The following is a 19,159-nucleotide window of genomic DNA, read 5'->3' as shown; positions in this document are numbered from 1 at the left end:
CGACGGCGCCGGCGGCGAAGCCGCACGGCGACCGTCCTTTTGCTGTCCTCGACGCTGACGGTGACGAGCCTGGGCGGGCAGGCGCTGGCCATCCCGGGCCCGGGCATGAACCGCGAGGAGTCGACCACGACGGTCGAACTCCCGGAGATACCCAAGAGCACCGAGCTCGGCGGCGACGCCGAGGCGCAGAAGACGCTCAGCACGGCGCCCGAGGTGCCGGTCGACCCGTACAGCGCGAAGAACACGGTCGCGTGGCCGTCGGGCACGGGTAACGCGACGCTGACGCAGACCTCGGTGCCGGGCGCCACGGTGCCGGTCACCAACGGGCTGCCCGTCGCCATCGGTGTGCCCACGGGCACCGACCCGGCGGCTGTCGCGGGTGACTGGCAGGTCGGCCTCGCGCCGACCACGACCTCGCAGGACGCGGGTGTCTCCGGTCTGGTCATGAAGGTGACCCCGCCGGCGACGGTCGACCCGGCCGCCGAGGTCGCGCTCACCGTCGACACCACCGGCTTCGCGGACCTGTACGGCCCGAACGCCGCCGAGCGCTTCGGCCTCATGCTCCTGCCGGAGTGCGTCTACTCCTCCCCGACCACGGGCGACTGCGCCGACGACGCGGGGGCGACCCCGATGTCCGGCAAGGACGACCCGTCCGGCGACGTCCAGCGCCTGCGCTCGACGGTGAAGACCGTCCCCGCGTCGAAGGCGCCGACGAAGTCCACCGCGGCGAAGGACGCCAAGACCCGCAACATCGTGACCGGCACGGTCCCGGTCGCCAGCCTCCTCGGCGAGGGCTTCACGGCCAAGCCGACGAAGGCGTCCTACAAGGACGGCGTCCAGCCGGTCGCCAACGCGGCCGGCGGCAACGCGGTCGGTCTGCTCGACACCGGTTCCTCGGTGTCCGGCGACTTCACGGCCTCGCCGCTGCTGTCCTCCGGCTCCTGGTCGTCCGGCTCCTCCTCGGGTGCCTTCACCTACGGCTACCAGGTCCAGGTCCCCGAGACCGCCGGCGGCCTGATGCCGAAGGTGAACCTGGCGTACTCCTCGCAGAGTGTCGACGGGCGTACGTCCTCGTCGAACAACCAGGCCTCCTGGATCGGTGACGGCTGGGACTACAACGCGGGTGCCATCACCCGTACGTACGCCAACTGCCGTCAGGACTCCAAGAAGGCCGGCTCCAACAACTCCACCCACAAGACGGCGGACCTGTGCTGGGGCTCGGAGAACGCCACGCTCTCCCTCGGTGGCATGACGACCGAGCTGGTGTGGGACGCGTCCAAGGGCAAGTGGTTCACGGCCAACGGCGACGGCTCGACCGTCCAGCTGATCAAGGGCCAGGCCACCGGCAACGGCGCCAAGGACGGTGAGTACTGGGTCGTCACGACGAAGGACGGCATCAAGTACCACTTCGGCCTGAACAAGCTGCCGGGCTGGTCCGACAACGGCACCGCCGCCGACGACCCGACCACCGACTCGGTGCTCACGGTCCCGGTCTACGGCAACCACCCGGGCGAGGACTGCTACAAGGGCTCCACGACCGAGGACTGGAAGAACTCCTTCTGCACCCAGGGCTGGCGCTGGAGCCTCGACTACGTCGAGGACATCCACGGCAACGCCATGTCGCTGTGGTGGAAGAAGGACCAGAACTACTACGCGCGCAACTTCAACTTCAAGGCGCCGGTCGTCTACGACCGCGACGGCTACCTGTCGCACATCTACTACGGCCAGAACAAGAACTCGATCTTCTCGGCCACGGCCCCGGCACGCGTCGGCTTCACCGTCGCCGAGCGCTGCTACACGGTCGGCACGGTCAACTGCACCGAGGACAACTTCAAGTCCAAGGACCCCGGCCAGTACCGGCCCTGGTTCGACACCCCCGTCGACCTGCGCTGTGAGTCGGGCAAGAAGTGCTGGAACGCGGGCCCGTCCTTCTGGACCCGCAAGCGCCTCGACAAGATCACGACCTCGGCCCAGCGGCGCACCGACACCACCGCCCGCCAGGTCGTCGACGAGTACCAGCTCAAGCAGTCCTTCGCCGAGCTGAAGACCGGCCCGAACACGGCCCTGTGGCTGGAGTCGATCAGCCGGACCGGCTACGCCCGCAACGGCTCCACCGACGCCAGCGTCACGCTGAACCCGGTGCGCTTCGAGCCGAACACCGAGGACATGCCGAACCGCGTGAAGGCGGTCAACCCGCAGCGCCCCGGCTTCTCCCGGCTGCGTATCGCCCGTGTGATCAACGAGTACGGCGGCGAGACCGTCGTCTCGTACAAGCCGATCACCGGCAAGTGCCTCTCCGGCGCGGGTCTTCCCACGAAGACCGACACCGCAGGACTGAAGGCCAACGGCGAACTCTGCTACCCGATGTTCTGGAACCCGGACCCGGAGTTCGAGGACATCGACTGGTTCCACAAGTACGTGGTCCAGTCGATCGAGGAGCTCCCGAACGTCGACGGCGCGTACGCCACCAAGACGGCGTACGAGTACAAGAACCCGTCCTGGAAGCTGGCCGAGTCCGAGTTCACCAAGAAGTCGACGCGTACGTACTCGCAGTTCGCGGGCGCCGAGCAGACGACCGTGATCACGGGCGCCGAGGACCCTGCCATCGGCAGCAAGCAGTCCAAGGCTGTCACGCGCTACTTCCGTGGCATGGGCGACACGGTCGCGGTCAAGGACGTCCACGGCAACGTCATGAAGGCGTCGGACGGCTCGACCGTCTACGACCGTGAGGCCTTCGCCGGCCGCGTCTCGGAGGAGCTCAGCTACACCAGCCCCACCGACGCGGACACCGACTGGCTGACCCGCAGCATCACGATCCCCGAGGCCACCGAGCTGGCCAAGCGCGACCGCGACGACGGCCTGACCCCGCTGCGGGCCTGGCGCGTCACGGAGCCCGAGGAGATCGCGTACACCAAGTCCTCCGGCACCAACGAGGACGACCCGCGCACCCTGCGCACCGTCAGGACGAACACGACGTACGACTCGACGTACGGCCTGCCGACCCTGGTGGAGTCGCTGGGCGACGTCGAGAAGTCCGGCGACGAGTCGTGCACGAAGATGGAGTACCTGCACCACCCGGGCAAGAACATCATCGGTCTGACCAAGCAGGTGCTCGCCTCGCCGTCGACCTGTGCCAACGCCGACTTCACCAACCTGACCACGCTGAGCGGTGCCACCCGTACCGCCTACGACGGTGCCGCGTACGGCGTGGCCCTCGCGGACACCACGCGCGGTCTGGCCAGCGAGACGTGGTCGCTGAAGGGCGACGGAACCGGTTTCCAGTCCGACGGCACGAGCGGCTTCGACGCCATCGGCCGTGTGGTCAAGGAGACCGACCCGAACGGCAAGTCGAGCACCATCGCGTTCGAGCCGCCCACCGGTCAGGTCTTCAAGGTCACCGAGACGAACACGCTCGGCCACACCCAGGTGCTGGAGCTGGAGCCGGGTCGCGCGACCACGCTCAAGACGACCGACCTCAACGGCTACGTGAGCGAGGCGAAGTTCGACCCGCTGGGCCGGCTCGCCGAGGCGTGGTCCCCGGGCCGCACCCCGGCCACGGGCGCCGTGCCGGACTTCCGTGCCGAGTACACGATCCCGGCCGAGGAGACCGACCCGAACGACGCGTCGGTCAAGACCCGCAAGCCCCCGTACGTCACGACCTATTCGCGTGGCTACGAGGACCGGGTCGAGACCTCGGTGACGCTGTACGACGGCCTCGGCCGTGAGCGGCAGTCGCTGGAGGAGGCCGACAACGACGCCGGCTGGCTCGTCACCGACACCCTGTACAACAGCTCCGGTGAGGTCTGGCAGACCAACAACGCCTACCTGACCCGGGAAGCCAAGCCCGGCGAGCTCTTCACCCCGCTCGCCGACACCGCGATCCCCAACATCACCCGCTACACCTACGACGGCCTCGGCCGCGTGCTGTCCGAGACCCCGTACATGAAGTACGTGGACCCGGTCACCAAGGAGGCCTCCTCCAAGGCGTACCCGGAGCGGGCGACGAAGTACGAGTACGGCCAGGACTGGTCCAAGGTCGTCAACCCGCAGGGCGCCTCGTCCTACCGCGTCTACACCGACGCGCTGGGCCGCACCATGCGGGCCGACACCTTCAACCCGGCCGCGCCCAAGGGCTACACGTCCATGGCGTACACGTACGACGCGTTCGGCGCGGCTCGTTCCGTCACCAACTCGGCCGACCCGACGCACCCCTGGTCGTGGACGTACGACCACCGCGGTCGCGTCGACTCGGCGACGGACCCGGACGGGGGCACGACGCGGACGACGTACGACGCCTTCGACCGTCAGGTGACCTCGACCAACGCGCGCGGCGTCACCGTGTGGAACAGCTACGACGACCTGTCGCGGCCCAAGCAGCAGCGCCTGAACGACGCCAACGGCACCGTCCTGGCGGACTTCACGTACGACACCGCCGCGGGCGGCAAGGGCATGCCCGCCACCGCGACGCGCTACACGGACGGCCTGGCGTACACCCAGACGGTCGACGGCTACACCAAGGACTACCAGCCGACCCAGACCACGCTGTCCCTCCCGCAGTCGCTCGTCGACACGTGGGGCTTCAAGAAGGACTACACCTACAGCTTCTCCTACTCGGACACCGGAAAGCTGGAGGAGGCGCAGCTGCCCGAGGCGGGCAAGCTGGCCACCGAGAAGATGGTCGTCCGCTACAACAAGGACGGCCAGGCGCTCTCCGTCTCCGGCAAGGACTGGTACGGGGCGGAGACCGTCTACTCGCCGTACGGCCAGGTCATGCGCTCGACGCTCGGCTCCCAGCCGTACCGCGTCTGGACGCAGAACGCCTACGACGAGGGCAGCGGCGCGCTCACCGAGCAGTCGGTCTACCGGGAGAAGAACGACGCCTCCCTGGTCGGCGGCAACCTGGTGTCGAACCGGGCGTACACCTACGACCCGGCCGGCAACGTCACCTCGATCCAGGAGAAGTCCGTTGGGATCGACGAGCGCCAGTGCTTCGTCTACGACCCGCTGGGCCAGCTGAAGTCCGCCTGGACCTCCAAGGACCAGGCGAACTGCACCAACCCGAAGAACACCGACGGCACGCTCAACGTGGCCGCGGGCGCGGACGGCTCCGGCTACTGGCAGGAGTACGAGTACGACCTTCTCGGCAACCGCACCAAGCTGACCGAGAAGAACCTGACCGGTGACGCCGCCAAGGACGCCACCAGCACGTACGAGTACGGCAAGAACGCCGCCAAGGACCAGCCGCACACGCTCACGAAGGTGACGAAGAAGTACGTCACCCCGCAGGGCGCCCAGGTGACGGCCGAGGCCCAGCGCGTCTACGAGCTGACCGGTGACACCAAGACGATCACCTCGGTCCAGAGCGGCGACAAGCAGGAGCTGACCTGGACCTACGACGGCAAGGTCGACCGGATCACCGGTCAGGGCTCCAACGGCAAGACCCCGTACGTGGGTCTGGGCCAGAAGTGCATCGACCTCAAGTCCGGCCTCGCCGCCCCCGGCCAGCCGATCTGGCTGTACGGCTGCAACGCCACCGTGGCGCAGGCCTGGCACTTCGACCCGGCCCCGGGCCAGGCGGACGCCAACCTCGGCACCATGGAGGTCTACGACACCTGGTGCCTCCAGCCCGCGGCCAACACGGCGGGCTCGGCGGTCCAGATCCAGAAGTGCAACGGCACCACCGCGCAGCAGCTCAAGCGCAACACGTCCGGTCAGCTGACCCATGTCGCCTCCAACCTGTGCCTCGCGGTGCAGGGCGCGGCGAACGTGAACCAGACGCCGATCGTGCTCGCCACCTGCGACGCCGCCTCCACGGCCCAGCAGTGGCTGCCGCAGAACGACACCCGTCACATCTACGGTCCCGACGGCAACCGCCTGCTCACCATCCAGGGCAAGCAGGCCACGCTGAACCTGGGCGAGGCCCAGGTCACCGTCCAGCAGGGCGGCGTCCTGGTGCGCTCCGAGCGCACCTACTCGGCTCCGGGCGGCGCGGTCATGCGCTACGCCAACGGAACCGGCGGTGAGGCCCTGGTCGCCCTGGCGATGGACCACCAGGGCAGCTTCTACACCGAGGTCGGCCTCTCCAGCGGCATGCCGGTGCGGGTGCGCAAGCAGGACCCGTTCGGCAACCAGCGCGGCGCCGACACCGCGGGCCAGAACCTCCAGAACCACACCGGGTACCTGGGCAAGATCAGGGACGACGCCTCCGGCTTCCAGCCGCTGGGCGCCCGTCTCTACGACCCCGCCGTCGGACGCTTCCTGTCCGCGGACCCGCTGCTGGACGTGAACGACCCGTTGCAGTCCAACGGGTACGCGTACGCGCACAACAACCCGGTGACCTTCGCCGACCCGACCGGTCTGAACATCGCCCTGACCGCCTCCGAGCGGGCCGCGGCCCTCGCGGGCGCGGGTCTGTCGGCGGCGCAGGTCGCGCAGGCCGAGGCGATGCAGGGCAAGTCCCTGACCTCCGTCATCCTCGCGGTGGCGTGGGAGACGCTGAAGGACTTCATCGGCATCAACGACGCCATGGCCTGCTTCGGCGGTGACATGTGGTCCTGCGGCAGCATCATCCTGGACGCCATTCCGTGGACGAAGCTGGGCAAGATCCCGTCGGTCCTGAAGGCGATCAACCGCACCATCGACGCCATCCAGGCGTTCAAGGCCGCGAAGAAGGCCGCCGAGCTCGTCCTCAAGGCCGCCAAGGCCGCCGAAGAGGCAGCTTTGAAGGCCAAGAAGCTGGCGATCGAGAAGGCCAAGAAGGAGGCCGCCCAGCGAGCGAAGAAGAAGGCGGCAGAGGAGGCCAAGAGAACAGCCGACCGGGCCGCGGCGGCCGCGAAGAAGACCGGTAACCCGGTCCACAAGGCGGCGCAGGCCAAGGCCGCTCCGAAGGTCTCCACCCACGGTGGCGGCAGCAAGGGCGGCGGCGGAGGCGGCAAGTCCTCCGGCGGCGGCAGCAAGGCCTCCGGCGGCGGAGGTGGCGGCAAGTCCGGCGGCTCCTCCCGCAGCAACGGCGGCACCAGCGGCAGCAGCGGCGCCGGCAAGGCCGACAGCGGCAGCGGCGGTTCCTGCCCCATCAACAACAGCTTCGTGCCCGGCACGAAGGTGCTGATGGCGGACGGCTCCACCAAGCCGATCGAGAAGGTCAGGACCGGCGACAAGGTCGTCGCCACCGACCCGAAGACCGGGGAGACCCGCGTCGAGACGGTCACCGCCGAGATCAAGGGCCAGGGCCTCAAGCACCTCGTCACCGTCACGATCGACACCGACGGCACGGCCGGCACGAAGACGGCCAAGGTCACCGCGACCGACGGCCACCCGTTCTGGGTCCCCGAGCTCGGCGAGTGGGTCGACGCCACCGACCTCGACGCCGGTGCCTGGCTGGAGACCAGCTCGGGTACGTACGTCCAGGTCACCGCCGTCCGGCGGTGGACGGGCCAGGGCGCGACGGTGCACAACCTGACCGTCTCCAACGCCCACACGTACTACGTGGTGGCGGGTGCCGCACCGGTCCTCGTCCACAACTGCGGCGGTACCTTCGACGTCGACTACGGAGAGGTGCTGCCGGACGGCCGGCGCACCGGCGTGACGGCCATCGTCGGGCCCGGACACCCCAAGGGAACCGGTCCCGGTCGGCGGATCATCCCGCCCGGCTTCGTGAAGAACGAGTACGGTCACAGCCGCGGGCACCTGCTTCCCCGGTCGATGGGAGGCGACGGCAAGGTCGACTCCAACATCGTCAGGACGAACGCGAAGACGGACAACGGCGCCATCGCCAAGTTCCAGGACTCGATCGCCAAGCATGTCGCGGCGGGGAACACGGTGCTGTACACGGCCATCCCCCGCTACCTGCCGGGATCGAACGTTCCGTTCAGGGTGGACATCCGTGCCTTCGACGACAACGGATGGTCGACGGCGGCACAATTCCTCGTCGACTAGTTGTCTGGTCGACTGGGTCGACTGGGCTGAATGAAAGGCCGGTACTCATGTTTCCCTTCGAGCTCGTCCACCTGACGGACGAGGAGAACGTAGTGCGGATCACCGTGTTGGAGCCCATGGGTGACGACATGTGGGAAGCCGAGATCGAGGTGACCAGTCTCTTCGTCAAGGGGAAGACCCTCCTCGTTCTCTTCTCTTCGAAGCTGGACGCATGGGCGGAGGCGCTGAAGTCGCTCGCCGAGGGGCAGGACATCGTCTGGATGTCCGAGCACAACGGCCCCACGGTGAGGATCGAGCTGGAGGGCGGCAACGACTGCCCGGACGTCATCGTGGAGGACGAGACGATCTCCATGGTGACCGTCCGGGTGCCGATCGCCCTGGAAGGTGACTGGATCACCGACCACAAGGAACGGCTCCGGCGCTTCGTCGAAGGCCTCTGAGGCCCGGCCCGGCACCGCACCGCACCGATCAACAGCGACCCCCGTCGAGACTCTCGACGGGGGTCGTCGGCGTTTTCCGACCGCCTCGCGCCGTCGGTTCACACCGCCCCCAGCGCCTCCGTCGGCGTGAGCCGGGCCGCGCGGCCCGCCGGGTAGAGGCCCGCCGCCGTCCCGATCAGGGCCGCGGCCGCCACGCCCGCCACCAGGATGTCCACCGGCAGCACCAGCGGCCAGCCCTGGGAGAGCGACCAGCCCGCCGTGACCAGGGCGCCCAGCGCGACGCCCGCCGTGCCGCCCGCGCCCGAGAGGGCGACGGACTCGGTGAGGAACTGGAGGCGGATCTGGCCACGGCCCGCGCCCAGCGAGCGGCGCAGGCCGATCTCCGGGCGGCGTTCCAGGACCGAGATCACCATCGTGTTGGCCACGCCGACCCCGCCGACGAGCAGCGCGACCGCGCCCAGCCCCAGGAACAGCGACGTGAACGCGGACTTCGCGGCCAGCTGGGCCTCCAGCGCGTCCGACGGACGGCTGACCTTGACGTCCTGCGGGCTCTCCGGGTTCGCCGTCGCCGCGAGGACCGCGCGGACCGCCTCCACCGACTCGTCCGGCGACCGCTCGTACACCGTCGTCGGATGCCCCTCGAAGCCGAACAGGGTGCCCGCCGCCTCCCAGCCGATGAGCGCCGAGCGGTCGATCTCCGGCGCGAGCGCCACCGGATCGAGGATGCCGGTGACGGTGAACCACCGTTCCCCCAGGTAGACCTGACGGCCCGTCCGGTCGATCCCGAGCCGCTGGGCGGCCACCGCGCCGAGCACGACCGCCGGGTAGCGGCCGGTGGCCCCGTTGAGGAACTCGCCCTCGCGGACCGTGCCGCCGACCGTGCCCAGCAGATCGGTGCGGGCCGCGCTCACGCCGATCCCGCCGCCCGCCAGCGGGTCGATGCGGTCGGTGCGGCGGACCGTCACCCCGGGCAGCGCGCCGGTCGCCGTGACCGACTGGACCGGGCCGATACGGCGGACCATCTCGACCGCGTCCTTCGGCAGCCGCGCCTCCGAGCCGAAGAGGTCCCGGCCGGGGGAGACCGTCAGCAGATTGGTGCCGAGCCGGCTGATCCGGCTCATCAACTCCGCCTGGCCCGCGTTGCTGATGCCGAGGACCGCGACCATCGCCGCGATCCCGATCGCGATCCCGAGCGCGGACAGCACCGCCCGGGTGGGGCGGGCCCGCATCCCCACCAGACCCACGCGCAGGACGTCGGCGACGGGCATGCGGGAGGGGCGGGGGAGGGGGGTGGCGGTCATGACGGCACCTCCAGGGGTGCGGGGTCGGCCTCGGCGTCCGTCCCCGAGTCCGCGCGGATCCGTCCGTCCAGCACCTCCACCCGGCGCGGCAGCACCGCCGCCAGCCCCGGGTCGTGCGTGATGACCACGATCGTCGTCCCCTGTGCGTTGAGGTCCCGCAGCAGGTCGAGCACGCCCGCGCCCGCCGCCGAGTCCAGATTGCCGGTCGGCTCGTCGGCCAGGATCACCGAGGGGCGGATCGCGACCGCCCGCGCGATGGCCGTCCGCTGCCGCTCGCCGCCCGACATCTCGTGCGGCCGGTGCTCAAGCCGGTGCCCCAGACCCACTTGGCGCAGCGCGGCCACCGCGAGCGCCCGGCGCCGACGGGCCGGGATCCCGTGGTAGAGCAGGCCCTCGGCGACGTTGTCGACGGCGCTGCGCCCCGGCGACAGGAAGAACTGCTGGAACACGAAGCCGATCCAGCGCGCCCGCACCGCCGAGATCTGCCGGTCGGTCAGCCGCGCCACGTCGTGGCCGCGCAGCAGCACCCGCCCCGCGCTCGGTGCGTCCAGGGTCCCCATCAGATGCAGCATCGTCGACTTCCCCGACCCCGAACGGCCCACCACCGCCAGGAGTTCGCCCTCCCGTACGGTCAAGTCGACGCCGTGCAGGGCCCGGACGCCGCCCGGGTACGTCTTGGCGACCCCCTCCAGAGTGATCACGGGCTCGGTCACGGCAGCGGCACCTCCACCCGCATGCCCTCCCGAAGACCCGCGCCCGAGACCTCCACCCGGCCCTGCGCGAACACTCCCAGCGTCACCGGCACCAGCCGCCCCTCCGGGGTCTCCACCGCGTACCCGCCCTCCGCGAGGGCGAGCAGCGCCGGGACGGGGACGGCGAGCACGTCGTCGCGCCGCTCGCTCGTGAAGTCGACCTGGACCGGGGCGCCGTCGAGCGCCCCCACGTCCGCCGGCTTCGACAGGGTCACCTCGACCGGTACGGTCGCGTCCGCCGCCGCCCCGCCCGGGGCCGCCTGCCGGTCAGGGCCGCCCGTCGCCACCGCCCGGGCCACCGTGCCCACCCGTGACACCTTGCCGTCCGTCGCCTTCCCGCCGGGCAGCTGTACGCGCACGGCGGCGCCGTTCCCGGCGAGCTGCTGGCGCCCCACCGGCATGTCCACGGTGACCACCCGCCGGGTGCCGGACAGGTGCAGCAGCGGGCCCTCGGCGGGGGCGCCGACGATGCCCGGGATCTCCGTCACGCGCACCGCGCCCGGCTCCACCAGCACCTCGCCCGGCGCCACCTTCCCGGTGCGCTCGCGGCCCCGGTCCTCCTGCCAGTCCCGTACCGCCTCCGCCGTGCCGGGCGTGAAGCGGGCGTCGTCGGCGAGCTCGTCCCCGTACCCGAGCGCCTTCAGATTGCGCTTGACGACCCGTACGTCCGGGCCGTCGTCCACGCCCTCCTCCAGGGTGCGGTAGAGCGGTGTCGAGCCGTAGAACAGGGGCACGCCGACCCCGTCCACGGCGTACGCGCGCTGCCCGCGGGCGATCGTCACGCCGACGTCCGGCAGCCAGGTCACGATCCCGCCGCCCCGGGGCGCGGTCACCGTGTAGGCGCCCGCGAAGCCGAGCGTGCCGTCGATCCGCTCGCTCTGCACGAGGTCGGTGCGGACCACCGGCGCCGTGCCCGTGCGCGGCCCGGCGGCCGGTGCGGCCGGTCCGTCCGTACGCGAGGACAGCACGACCCCGCCGGCGGCGACCGCGCCGAGCACCACCACGGCGGCGCCGATCAGCAGGCCGCGGCGGCCCCGCCCGCGCGGCGGCGGGTCCTCCTGCTCCGGCCGCTCCGGCCGCTCCGGGTCGGCGGTCAGGGTGAGGGCGTCCTCCGTCACCGGACCGACGCCCTGCACTCGGTGATCGCCGTCCGCGCCTTCGGGTCGTTCGCCGCGCCGCTGAGCTGCAACGGCCTGCCCGGCTCCGGATCCGCCACGTCCAGGCCCTTCTCCCGCAGGCAGCGGGCCAGCCGGACCGCCTTGTCCTGGGCCGTCGCGTCCGTCCCCTCCTTGCCGCCCGCGCCAAGGAGTCCCTGGCACTCGGCGAGCGCCTTCTGGGTCCGCTGGTCGCCCTTGGTGCCCGGCGGCAACTGGACGTTCTCGTCACCCGGGGCCGGGTCGGCCACCTCGATGCCGTGCTCGCGCATGCAGCCCGCGAAGGCCACCAGCTGGTCCTGCCGGCTGCCGCTGGGGGACGCGGACGCGGAGGCCGACGCCGACCGCGTCCCGCCGCCGCTCGCCACCCCCGGCGTCTCGCCGCCACCGCCGCCGCACCCCGTCGCCAGGGCCGCGAGGGCGGCCACCGCCAGGGCTCCGCGCCGGAGCCGTCCCGTGATCGCCATGTGCGCTGCCTTCCTCGGTCGTTCGTTCGGTCGTTCGTGGTTCGCGATTCGTGGTGACAGATCTACCGAGGGCGGGGTTGCCGGGCCGTCTCCGTACCCGCATACGGTGGCGAAACATCGCGGCGGGTATCACGGGCTGCGACGGGCGCCGACGGGTGACGACGAAGGGACACGCACATGCGGGTACTGGTGGCGGAGGACGAACGGATGCTCGCCGAACTGGTCGCGGAGGGCCTGCGCGCCCACGGCATGGCCGTGGACGTGGCCCTCGACGGCGACGCCGCCCTCGAACGGCTCACCGTCAACGACTACGACGTCCTCGTCCTCGACCGCGACCTGCCCGGCACCCACGGCGACGACGTCTGCCGCAGCCTCGTCGCCTCCGAGGCCCGCACCCGGATCCTCATGCTCACCGCCGCCGGGCAGACCACCGACCTCGTCGCCGGATTCGCGCTCGGCGCCGACGACTACCTCTCCAAGCCCTTCGAGTACCCCGAACTCGTCGCCCGCGTCCAGGCGTTGGGCCGACGCGCCACCCGCGCCCTGCCGCCCGTCCTCGAACGGGCCGGGATCACCCTCGACAGCCCGCGCCGCCAGGCCTTCCGCGACGGACGCTATCTGCGGCTCTCGCCCAAGGAGTTCGCCGTCCTGGAGGTCCTGCTCGCCGCCGAGGGAACCGTCGTCTCCACCGAGGAGCTCCTCGAACGCGCCTGGGACGAGAACGCCGACCCCTTCACCAGTGCCGTCCGCATCACCATGAGCAAACTGCGCGCCAAACTCGGCGAGCCGCAGCTCATCGAGACGCTGCCCGGCAGCGGCTACCGGATCTGAGGGCCCGCGCCCATGCGCTTCCTGCGACCCGCGCAGCGCTCGCTGCGGCTGCGGCTCACCGCGCTCTACAGCGGCCTCTTCTCCGTCACCGGGCTGCTCCTGCTCGGCCTCACCTACCTCCTCTTCCGCGAACGCCTCACCGGCACCACGGTCCTCGTGCTCCCCAAGGACGCCCCGTACGCCGACACCGCGCCCTCGCTGTCCAAGTCGCAGATCGCGGCCCTCGCCCAGCGGCTGCGCGCGGACGCCCTCGACCAGCTCCTGCTGATGTCCCTGCTGGCCCTGCTCGTCATGCTCGTCGTCTCCGTCGCGCTCGGCTGGCTCGTCGCGGGCCGCGCCCTGCGCCCGCTGCACACCATCGCCGCGACCGCCCAGCGGCTCTCCGCCGCCACCCTCCACGAGCGCATCGGGCTCATCGGACCCGACGACGAGCTGAAGAACCTCGCCGACACCTTCGACGCCCTCCTCGACCGGCTGCACGCGGCCTTCGAGGCGCAGCGGCGCTTCGTCGCCAACGCCTCCCACGAGTTGCGCACCCCGCTCGCCGTGCAGCGGGCCGCGATCCAGATCCGGCTCGGGCGGGCCCGCCCGGAGGACCTGCCGCGCATCCAGGAGGAGTTGCTCGACACCAACCGGCGCAGCGAGCGGCTGATCGAGGGCCTGCTCACCCTCGCCACCAGCGACCGGGGGCTCGACCGGCGGGAGCCCGCCGACCTGGCCCTGATCGCCGCCGAGGCGGTGGGGCAGAGCAGGCCCGCGATCCACACGGCCGGGCTCCGGCTCGCCCTCGACCTGCGCCCGCTGCCGGTCACCGGCGACCCGGTCCTGCTGCACCAGCTCGTCGGCAACCTCGTGCAGAACGCCGTCCGCCACAACGTGCCCGGCGGCTCGGTCGAGGTCGCCACCGGGCCCGACGGGGCGCTGACCGTCCGCAACACCGGCCCCGTCGTGCCGCCGGGCGAGACCGACGGCCTGCTCGAACCCTTCCGCCGGCTCTCCCGCAGCGGCGACGGCGCGGGCCTCGGCCTGTCCATCGTCCGCTCCATCGCCCAGGCCCACGGCGGCACGGTCGGCCTCACTGCCCCCGCCGACGGTGGCCTTGTGGTGCGGGTGACGGTGCCGGTGTGACGGGGGAGGGGTTACGGGGTGGGGTGTGGGCCGGTTTACGGGACGGCTTACGGGCCGGTTTACGGGACGGCTTACGGGACGATCTTGCCCTTGGCGGCGAGTGCGGCCGCGAGGGCGGCGGCCTTGGCGGCGTTGGGGCCGGGGCCGGGAGCGGTTACGGGGGGAGCGGAGACGGGAGCGGCCCCCGGCGTGTCCGTGTACGCCGACGCCTGGAGGGCGAAGAGGCGGGCGTACGAGCCGCCCCGGCGCATCAGCTCCTCGTGCGTGCCCTGCTCGGTGGCGCGGCCGTCCTCGATGAGGACGATCAGGTCCGCCCGCCGCACGGTCGAGAAGCGGTGCGAGATGTAGACCGTGGTGCGGCCCGCCGCCAGCTCGCGCAGCCGGGCGAACAGCTCGTGCTCCGCCTCCGCGTCCAGCGCCGACGTCGGCTCGTCCAGGACGAGCAGCGCCCCGCGCCGCATGAACGCCCGGGCCAGCGCGACCTTCTGCCACTCCCCGCCGGACAGCTCCACCCCGGTGTCGAACCACTTGCCGAGCGCCGTCCCGTACCCCTGCGGCAGCCGCTCCACGAGCCCGGCGGCCCCGGCGCGCCCGGCCGCCTCGGCGATCCGCTCGTCGTCCTCAAGACCGGGCAGGTCGCCGAGCCCGATGTTCTCCGCGACCGTGGCCTGGTACGTGACGAAGTCCTGGAACATCGCGGCCACTTGGCCGCGCAGCGCGTCCGGGTCGAGCTCGCGGATGTCCGTGCCGTCGAGCAGGATGCGGCCGGAATCGGGCTCGTACAGCCGGCAGAGCAGCTTGATCAGCGTGGACTTGCCGGCCCCGTTGCGGCCCACGACGGCCAGCGTGGACCCGGCCGGGATCTCCAGGCTCACGTCGTCGAGCGCGGGCCGCTCCGCGCCCGGGTAGCGGAACGTGACGTGCTCCAGGACGAGATGCCCGCGCACCGGGCCCGCCAGCGGACGACCGCCGCCGGAGCCGGTGCGAACGGCCAGGAGCTCGTACAGCTTGCGCAGGTACAGATGGTGCTCGTACATGCCGGAGGCGCCGCCGAACATCCCCTGGACGGCGGTCGCCACGGCGGTCGCCGCCGAGGCGTACAGGATCAGGTCGCCCAGGCTCAGCCGCCCGCGCACCGCCTGCACCGCCACGTAGAGGTACGTCAGCGAGCCGACCAGGGTCGTCAGCAACGACCAGGCGTTGCCGACGAGATGACGGGCCGTCACCACTCCGCGCAGAGCCCGGTAGGCCGCCGCGCCGAGCAGCCGGAAGCGCTCGGTCAGGAACGGCGCGAGACCGAAGACCTTGATCTCCTTCGCGTACGCGTCGGTCGACACCAGCCGCGACAGGTACTCCATCCGGCGCCGGATCGGCGAGGACCACAGGGCCACCTGGAAGCCCCGCATCCCGTACCGCGCGTCCGAGACGAACGCCGGGACGGGCGCGAGCAGCGCCACCACCGCGACCAGCGGCCCGAGCCCGAACAGCAGGCCCACCATGCTCGCGAAGGTCACCGTGTGCTGGAGCAGCGTGAACGCCCCGCCGATCATCATCACCGGCCGGGTCGACGCCTCCTGCTGGGCCTGCCGCAGCAGGTCGTACGAGGCGGAGTCCTCGAAGAACGACAGCGGCAGCCGGCCCGCGTGCTCCATCACCCGCACCTGCACGCTCTGCGTCGCCCGCTCCTGGAGCAGTTGCTGCGCGATGCTCCGCACCGCCGTCGCCAGCGCGCTCAGCGCGAACACCGCGCACTGCACGGCCGCCAGCGCCACCAGGGCCGTCACGGTCGTCGTCGCGGGCGGATGCCAGGTGAAGCCCGGCAGGTCCACCGCGAGCGCGACGCGGTCGGGGCGGCCCGAACCGTGCAGCGCGGCACCCCGCACCACCGTGTCGACGAGCAGCCGGGCCGTCATGGCGACCGCCGCCGGGACCAGGCCGACAAGGACCGTGGAGAGCGCGAGCGCCACCGTGAGCCCCGGGCTCGCCGCCCACACCAGGGCCATGACCCTGCCGAGTCCCGCCACCGTACGGGCCGTGGCCCGCCCCGCGCCCCGCAGCGCCGCCACCGGACCGCGCCGCGCGGCCCCCTCCGGGCCCGGGGCGGGGAAGTCGACCGGGCCGGTCAGACCGCTGCCGCCGCTGCTCGCCGCCTCCCGGGCCGTGAACACCATCTGCCGCATCAGCACTCCTCCCGCTCGCCCGCCGCATGGCCCCACACGACAGGACGTGCTCCATGACGACCGCCCCGCCCCCGATACCCCTGATCCCGCGCTCCGTGCTCTTCGGCAACCCGCACCGCATGAGCCCGGCCCTCTCCCCGGACGGCGAACGGCTCGCCTTCCTCGCGCCCGCCGCCTCCGGCGTCCTCAACGTCCACGCCGGGCCGTGGCGCACGGGGGAGTTCCGGCCCGTCACCGCCGACACCGGACGCGGGGTCCGCGCCTTCGCCTGGTCCGCCGACGGGCGGCACATCCTGTACGTCCAGGACCGCGACGGCGACGAGAACACGCACCTGTACGCCGTCGACCCGGCCGGCGACCCCAGCGGGGCCCGCGACCTCACGCCCTTCGCGGGCGTCCAGGCCAGGATCGTCTCCCTCGACCCGCGCCGCCCCGACCGGCTGCTCGTCGGGCTCAACCTGCGCGACCCGGCCGTGCACGACGCCTACCGGCTCGACCCGGCCACCGGAGCGCTCGAACTCGCCGCCGTCGACGAGGGGTTCAGCCGCTGGATCGCCGACGACCGGCTGCGCGTGCGCGGCGCCCTGCGCCCGTATCCCGACGGCTCCGTCGCCCTTCTCGTACGGGACGAGGAGACGGCCCCGTGGCGCGAGGTGCACCGCGCCGGGCCCGAGGACGCCCCGGCGCTGCGCCCGTTCGGCTTCACCACCGGCGGCCGGACCCTGCTCGTCCTCTCCTCCGAGGGCGCCGACACCGCCCGGCTGCTGCGCCTGGACACGGTGACCGGCGCGACGAAGGTCGTGTACGCGGACCCGGAGCACGACGTCGAGGGCGTCGGCGCCCACCCGGCCACGGGGGAGCCGCAGTTCGTCCTCGTCCGGCGCGCCCGCAACGACCTCGAACTCCTCGACCCGGCCCTCGCCCAGGACTTCGCCGTCCTGCGGGCCGCCGCCCCGGGCGACCTGAGCGTCCTGGGCCGCGACCGCGCCGACCGGCACTGGCTGGTCCAGCACAACACCGACGACGCGCCCGCGGGCTACCGGGTGCTGCACCGGGGCGGGGGCGGGCGCCCGGCCCGCCTCGCGTACCTCTTCAGCCATCTCCCGGCCCTGGAGGGCCGCCCGCTCGCCCACATCGAACCCTTCTCCTTCACCGCCCGCGACGGGCTGCGCGTCCACGGCTACCTCACCTTCCCGCCCGGCGCGGGCCGCGACCGGCTGCCGACCGTGCTGTGCGTCCACGGCGGACCCTGGACCCGCGACCAGTGGGGCTTCCGCGCCGAGGCGCAGTGGCTCGCCAACCGCGGCTACCTCTGCCTCCAGGTCAACTTCCGGGGCTCCACCGGCTACGGCAAGGAGTTCACCCGGGCCGGCGACCGGGAATGGGGCGGCCGGATGCAGGACGACCTCCAGGACGCCGTCCGCCACACCGTCGCCCTCGGCCACACCGACCCGGAGCGGGTCGCCATCTACGGCGGCTCCTACGGCGGTTACGCGGCGCTCGCCGGGGCGGCCTTCACCCCCGGCGACTACCGCTGCGCCGTCGCCGTCGCCGCACCCTCCTCGCTGCTCACCTTCATCGAGTCCGTGCCCGCGACCTGGGGCCCGATGGCGGCGATGCTGCGCCGCCGCGTCGGCTCGCCGGAGAACGACGAAGACTTCCTCCGCGCCCGCTCCCCGCTCTTCGCCGCCGACCGCATCCGGATCCCGCTGCTCATCGGCCAGGGGGCGCGGGACCCCCGGGTGCGGCGCGAGGAGTCCGAACAGCTGGTCGCCGCGCTGCGGAGCGGCGGCGTTCCCCATGAGTACCTGCTCTTTCCCGACGAGGGGCACGGCTTCGTCCGTCCCCGCAACCGACTGGCGTTCTACGCGGCCGCCGAGCGCTTCCTCGCGGAGCATCTCGGCGGCCGGTACGAGGCGTAGGGGCCCCACGGCAGGGGGCTCGCCCTACGCCAGTGGGCTCGCCCTCCACCATGGGGCTCGCCCTACGCCAGGGTCAGCAGGCCCTCCTGGAGGAGCCTGCGGACCAGGACCAGGCGGCCCTCGACGTCGAGCCTGCCGGTCACGTCGCGGGCCGTGAACGGGTCCACCGCGTCGAGCACGTACCGCAGCTCGGGCTCGATCCGGGCCGGCAGCCGGACCACCTTGCCGTGGAACTCCAGCTGGAGGCCCGTGTCCTCCGGCCGCAGCGACCACAGCAGCTCGGCCCTGCGCCGCACCCGGGTGTCGGGGCCGAGCGTGCGCAGCCCCTCCAGGTCGAGGAGGTGTCCGTCCAGGACCGGGCGGCGGCCCACCAGGGCCCGGCTCGCGGCCCGCTCGACCAGGTCGGCCGGGTCGACCGCCCCGGCGACCGAGGCGAGCAGCTCCGCGAGGGTCGCGGCGGCCCCGTCCCGCAGCTCCGGGTCGAGCGCGAAGCCGGGCGGCAGGGCGCCCCGGTAGCGCGGGTCGCCCTCGATCGCCCGGTCGAGCGCGTCCTTGAGCACCGTCGACCAGAGCACCGGCAGCACGCCGAGCGTGATGTGCAGCGAGGCCTCGTCGTTGGAGGTGGCGTCGTGCACGGTGCCGCGCGGCATGTACATCAGGTCGCCGGGCCTCAGGTCGAACTCGCGGACCGGGGCGCCGGCACCGTCCTTGGGCCTGCGGTACGGCTGGTTGGCCAGCGGCAGCTCGTCGGGCGACTCGTACAGCCGCCAGTGCTTCGAGCCCCACACCTGGAGCACGAAGACGTCGTGGGTGTCGTAGTGGCTGGTGAGGCCCTGCGCACCGGCCGGGGTCAGATAGGCGTTCGCCTGGAACCCGGCGCTGAACTCGCCCGACAGTGTGCGGCACAGTCGGCCGAGCGGCTCCCAGCGCTCGTGCAGGAACTTGAAGACGACGGTCGAGCCGCGCCGGTAGAGGTCGTAGAGGACTTCGAGCCCATTGCTCGGACCGCCGGGTCCCGACGCCGCCATTTCGACGAGCGGAATCTCCTG

Annotated in this window: 11 protein-coding genes; 5 read left to right on the top strand and 6 right to left on the bottom strand. The window is 72.2% G+C overall.

All coding sequences use genetic code 11. From position 1 onward, the window contains the following. Positions 1–60: 60 nt before the first annotated feature. Positions 61–7,935, top strand: a complete 7,875-nt coding sequence (locus ABTZ54_RS18290; protein WP_351664247.1) for a ricin-type beta-trefoil lectin domain protein — start codon at positions 61–63, stop codon at positions 7,933–7,935. Between the two features lie 47 nt (positions 7,936–7,982). Then, positions 7,983–8,375 (top strand): DUF5959 family protein, encoded by a 393-nt coding sequence (locus ABTZ54_RS18285; protein ID WP_351664245.1) that lies wholly within the window; start codon positions 7,983–7,985, stop codon positions 8,373–8,375. A gap of 98 nt (positions 8,376–8,473) precedes the next feature. Here ABTZ54_RS18285 and ABTZ54_RS18280 read toward each other — a convergent pair whose 3' ends face one another. The 4 genes from ABTZ54_RS18280 to ABTZ54_RS18265 are packed head-to-tail and all read right to left on the bottom strand — an operon-like array spanning position 8,474 to position 12,049. Next, entirely contained in the window at positions 8,474–9,676 is a 1,203-nt protein-coding gene (locus tag ABTZ54_RS18280) for an ABC transporter permease (RefSeq protein WP_351664176.1), read from the bottom strand. Next, entirely contained in the window at positions 9,673–10,389 is a 717-nt protein-coding gene (locus ABTZ54_RS18275; RefSeq protein WP_351664174.1) for an ABC transporter ATP-binding protein, read from the bottom strand. Before ABTZ54_RS18275 ends, ABTZ54_RS18280 begins: the two co-directional genes overlap by 4 nt. Continuing rightward, the gene (locus tag ABTZ54_RS18270; protein ID WP_351664172.1) at positions 10,386–11,546 is read right to left on the bottom strand and encodes a peptidoglycan-binding protein; all 1,161 of its coding nucleotides are present in this window, start codon (positions 11,544–11,546) and stop codon (positions 10,386–10,388) included. Before ABTZ54_RS18270 ends, ABTZ54_RS18275 begins: the two co-directional genes overlap by 4 nt. Further along, positions 11,543–12,049, bottom strand: coding sequence for a hypothetical protein (locus ABTZ54_RS18265; RefSeq protein WP_351664170.1), 507 nt, complete (start codon positions 12,047–12,049; stop codon positions 11,543–11,545). Before ABTZ54_RS18265 ends, ABTZ54_RS18270 begins: the two co-directional genes overlap by 4 nt. Before the next feature lie 177 nt (positions 12,050–12,226). Here ABTZ54_RS18265 and ABTZ54_RS18260 point away from each other — a divergent pair, with 177 nt between their 5' ends. Together ABTZ54_RS18260 and ABTZ54_RS18255 are read left to right on the top strand one after the other, a co-directional pair. Then, positions 12,227–12,880 carry a response regulator transcription factor gene (locus tag ABTZ54_RS18260; protein ID WP_351664168.1) on the top strand — a complete coding sequence of 218 codons (654 nt, stop codon included), beginning with the start codon at positions 12,227–12,229 and terminating at the stop codon, positions 12,878–12,880. A gap of 12 nt (positions 12,881–12,892) precedes the next feature. Then, positions 12,893–14,008 (top strand): sensor histidine kinase, encoded by a 1,116-nt coding sequence (locus ABTZ54_RS18255; protein ID WP_351664166.1) that lies wholly within the window; start codon positions 12,893–12,895, stop codon positions 14,006–14,008. A 71-nt stretch (positions 14,009–14,079) separates the two neighbouring features. Here ABTZ54_RS18255 and ABTZ54_RS18250 read toward each other — a convergent pair whose 3' ends face one another. Beyond that, positions 14,080–16,188, bottom strand: a complete 2,109-nt coding sequence (locus ABTZ54_RS18250) for an ABC transporter ATP-binding protein (protein WP_351664164.1) — start codon at positions 16,186–16,188, stop codon at positions 14,080–14,082. A 53-nt stretch (positions 16,189–16,241) separates the two neighbouring features. Here ABTZ54_RS18250 and ABTZ54_RS18245 point away from each other — a divergent pair, with 53 nt between their 5' ends. Next, a complete protein-coding gene (locus ABTZ54_RS18245; RefSeq protein WP_351664162.1) occupies positions 16,242–18,110 on the top strand; it encodes a S9 family peptidase in 1,869 nt (622 codons plus the stop codon). 62 nt (positions 18,111–18,172) lie between these two features. On the opposite strand, the gene ABTZ54_RS18240 is transcribed toward ABTZ54_RS18245, so the two are convergent. After that, positions 18,173–19,138, bottom strand: a complete 966-nt coding sequence (locus ABTZ54_RS18240; protein WP_351664160.1) for a cupin domain-containing protein — start codon at positions 19,136–19,138, stop codon at positions 18,173–18,175. Between the last annotated feature and the right edge of the window lie 21 nt (positions 19,139–19,159).

The sequence above is a fragment of the Streptomyces sp. NPDC094032 genome (genome assembly GCF_040303965.1).
Lineage (GTDB): Bacteria > Actinomycetota > Actinomycetes > Streptomycetales > Streptomycetaceae > Streptomyces.
This window is presented reverse-complemented; position numbering and strand designations above follow the sequence as displayed.

Excerpts from the sequence above, each read along its gene's own strand:
- ABTZ54_RS18245 (WP_351664162.1), top strand. The coding sequence starts at position 16,242 with ATGACGACCGCCCCGCCCCCGATACCCCTGATCCCGCGCTCCGTGCTC.
- ABTZ54_RS18240 (WP_351664160.1), bottom strand. The coding sequence starts at position 19,138 with ATGGCGGCGTCGGGACCCGGCGGTCCGAGCAATGGGCTCGAAGTCCTC.
- ABTZ54_RS18255 (WP_351664166.1), top strand. The coding sequence starts at position 12,893 with ATGCGCTTCCTGCGACCCGCGCAGCGCTCGCTGCGGCTGCGGCTCACC.
- ABTZ54_RS18260 (WP_351664168.1), top strand. The coding sequence starts at position 12,227 with ATGCGGGTACTGGTGGCGGAGGACGAACGGATGCTCGCCGAACTGGTC.
- ABTZ54_RS18285 (WP_351664245.1), top strand. The coding sequence starts at position 7,983 with ATGTTTCCCTTCGAGCTCGTCCACCTGACGGACGAGGAGAACGTAGTG.
- ABTZ54_RS18250 (WP_351664164.1), bottom strand. The coding sequence starts at position 16,188 with ATGCGGCAGATGGTGTTCACGGCCCGGGAGGCGGCGAGCAGCGGCGGC.
- ABTZ54_RS18280 (WP_351664176.1), bottom strand. The coding sequence starts at position 9,676 with ATGACCGCCACCCCCCTCCCCCGCCCCTCCCGCATGCCCGTCGCCGAC.
- ABTZ54_RS18265 (WP_351664170.1), bottom strand. The coding sequence starts at position 12,049 with ATGGCGATCACGGGACGGCTCCGGCGCGGAGCCCTGGCGGTGGCCGCC.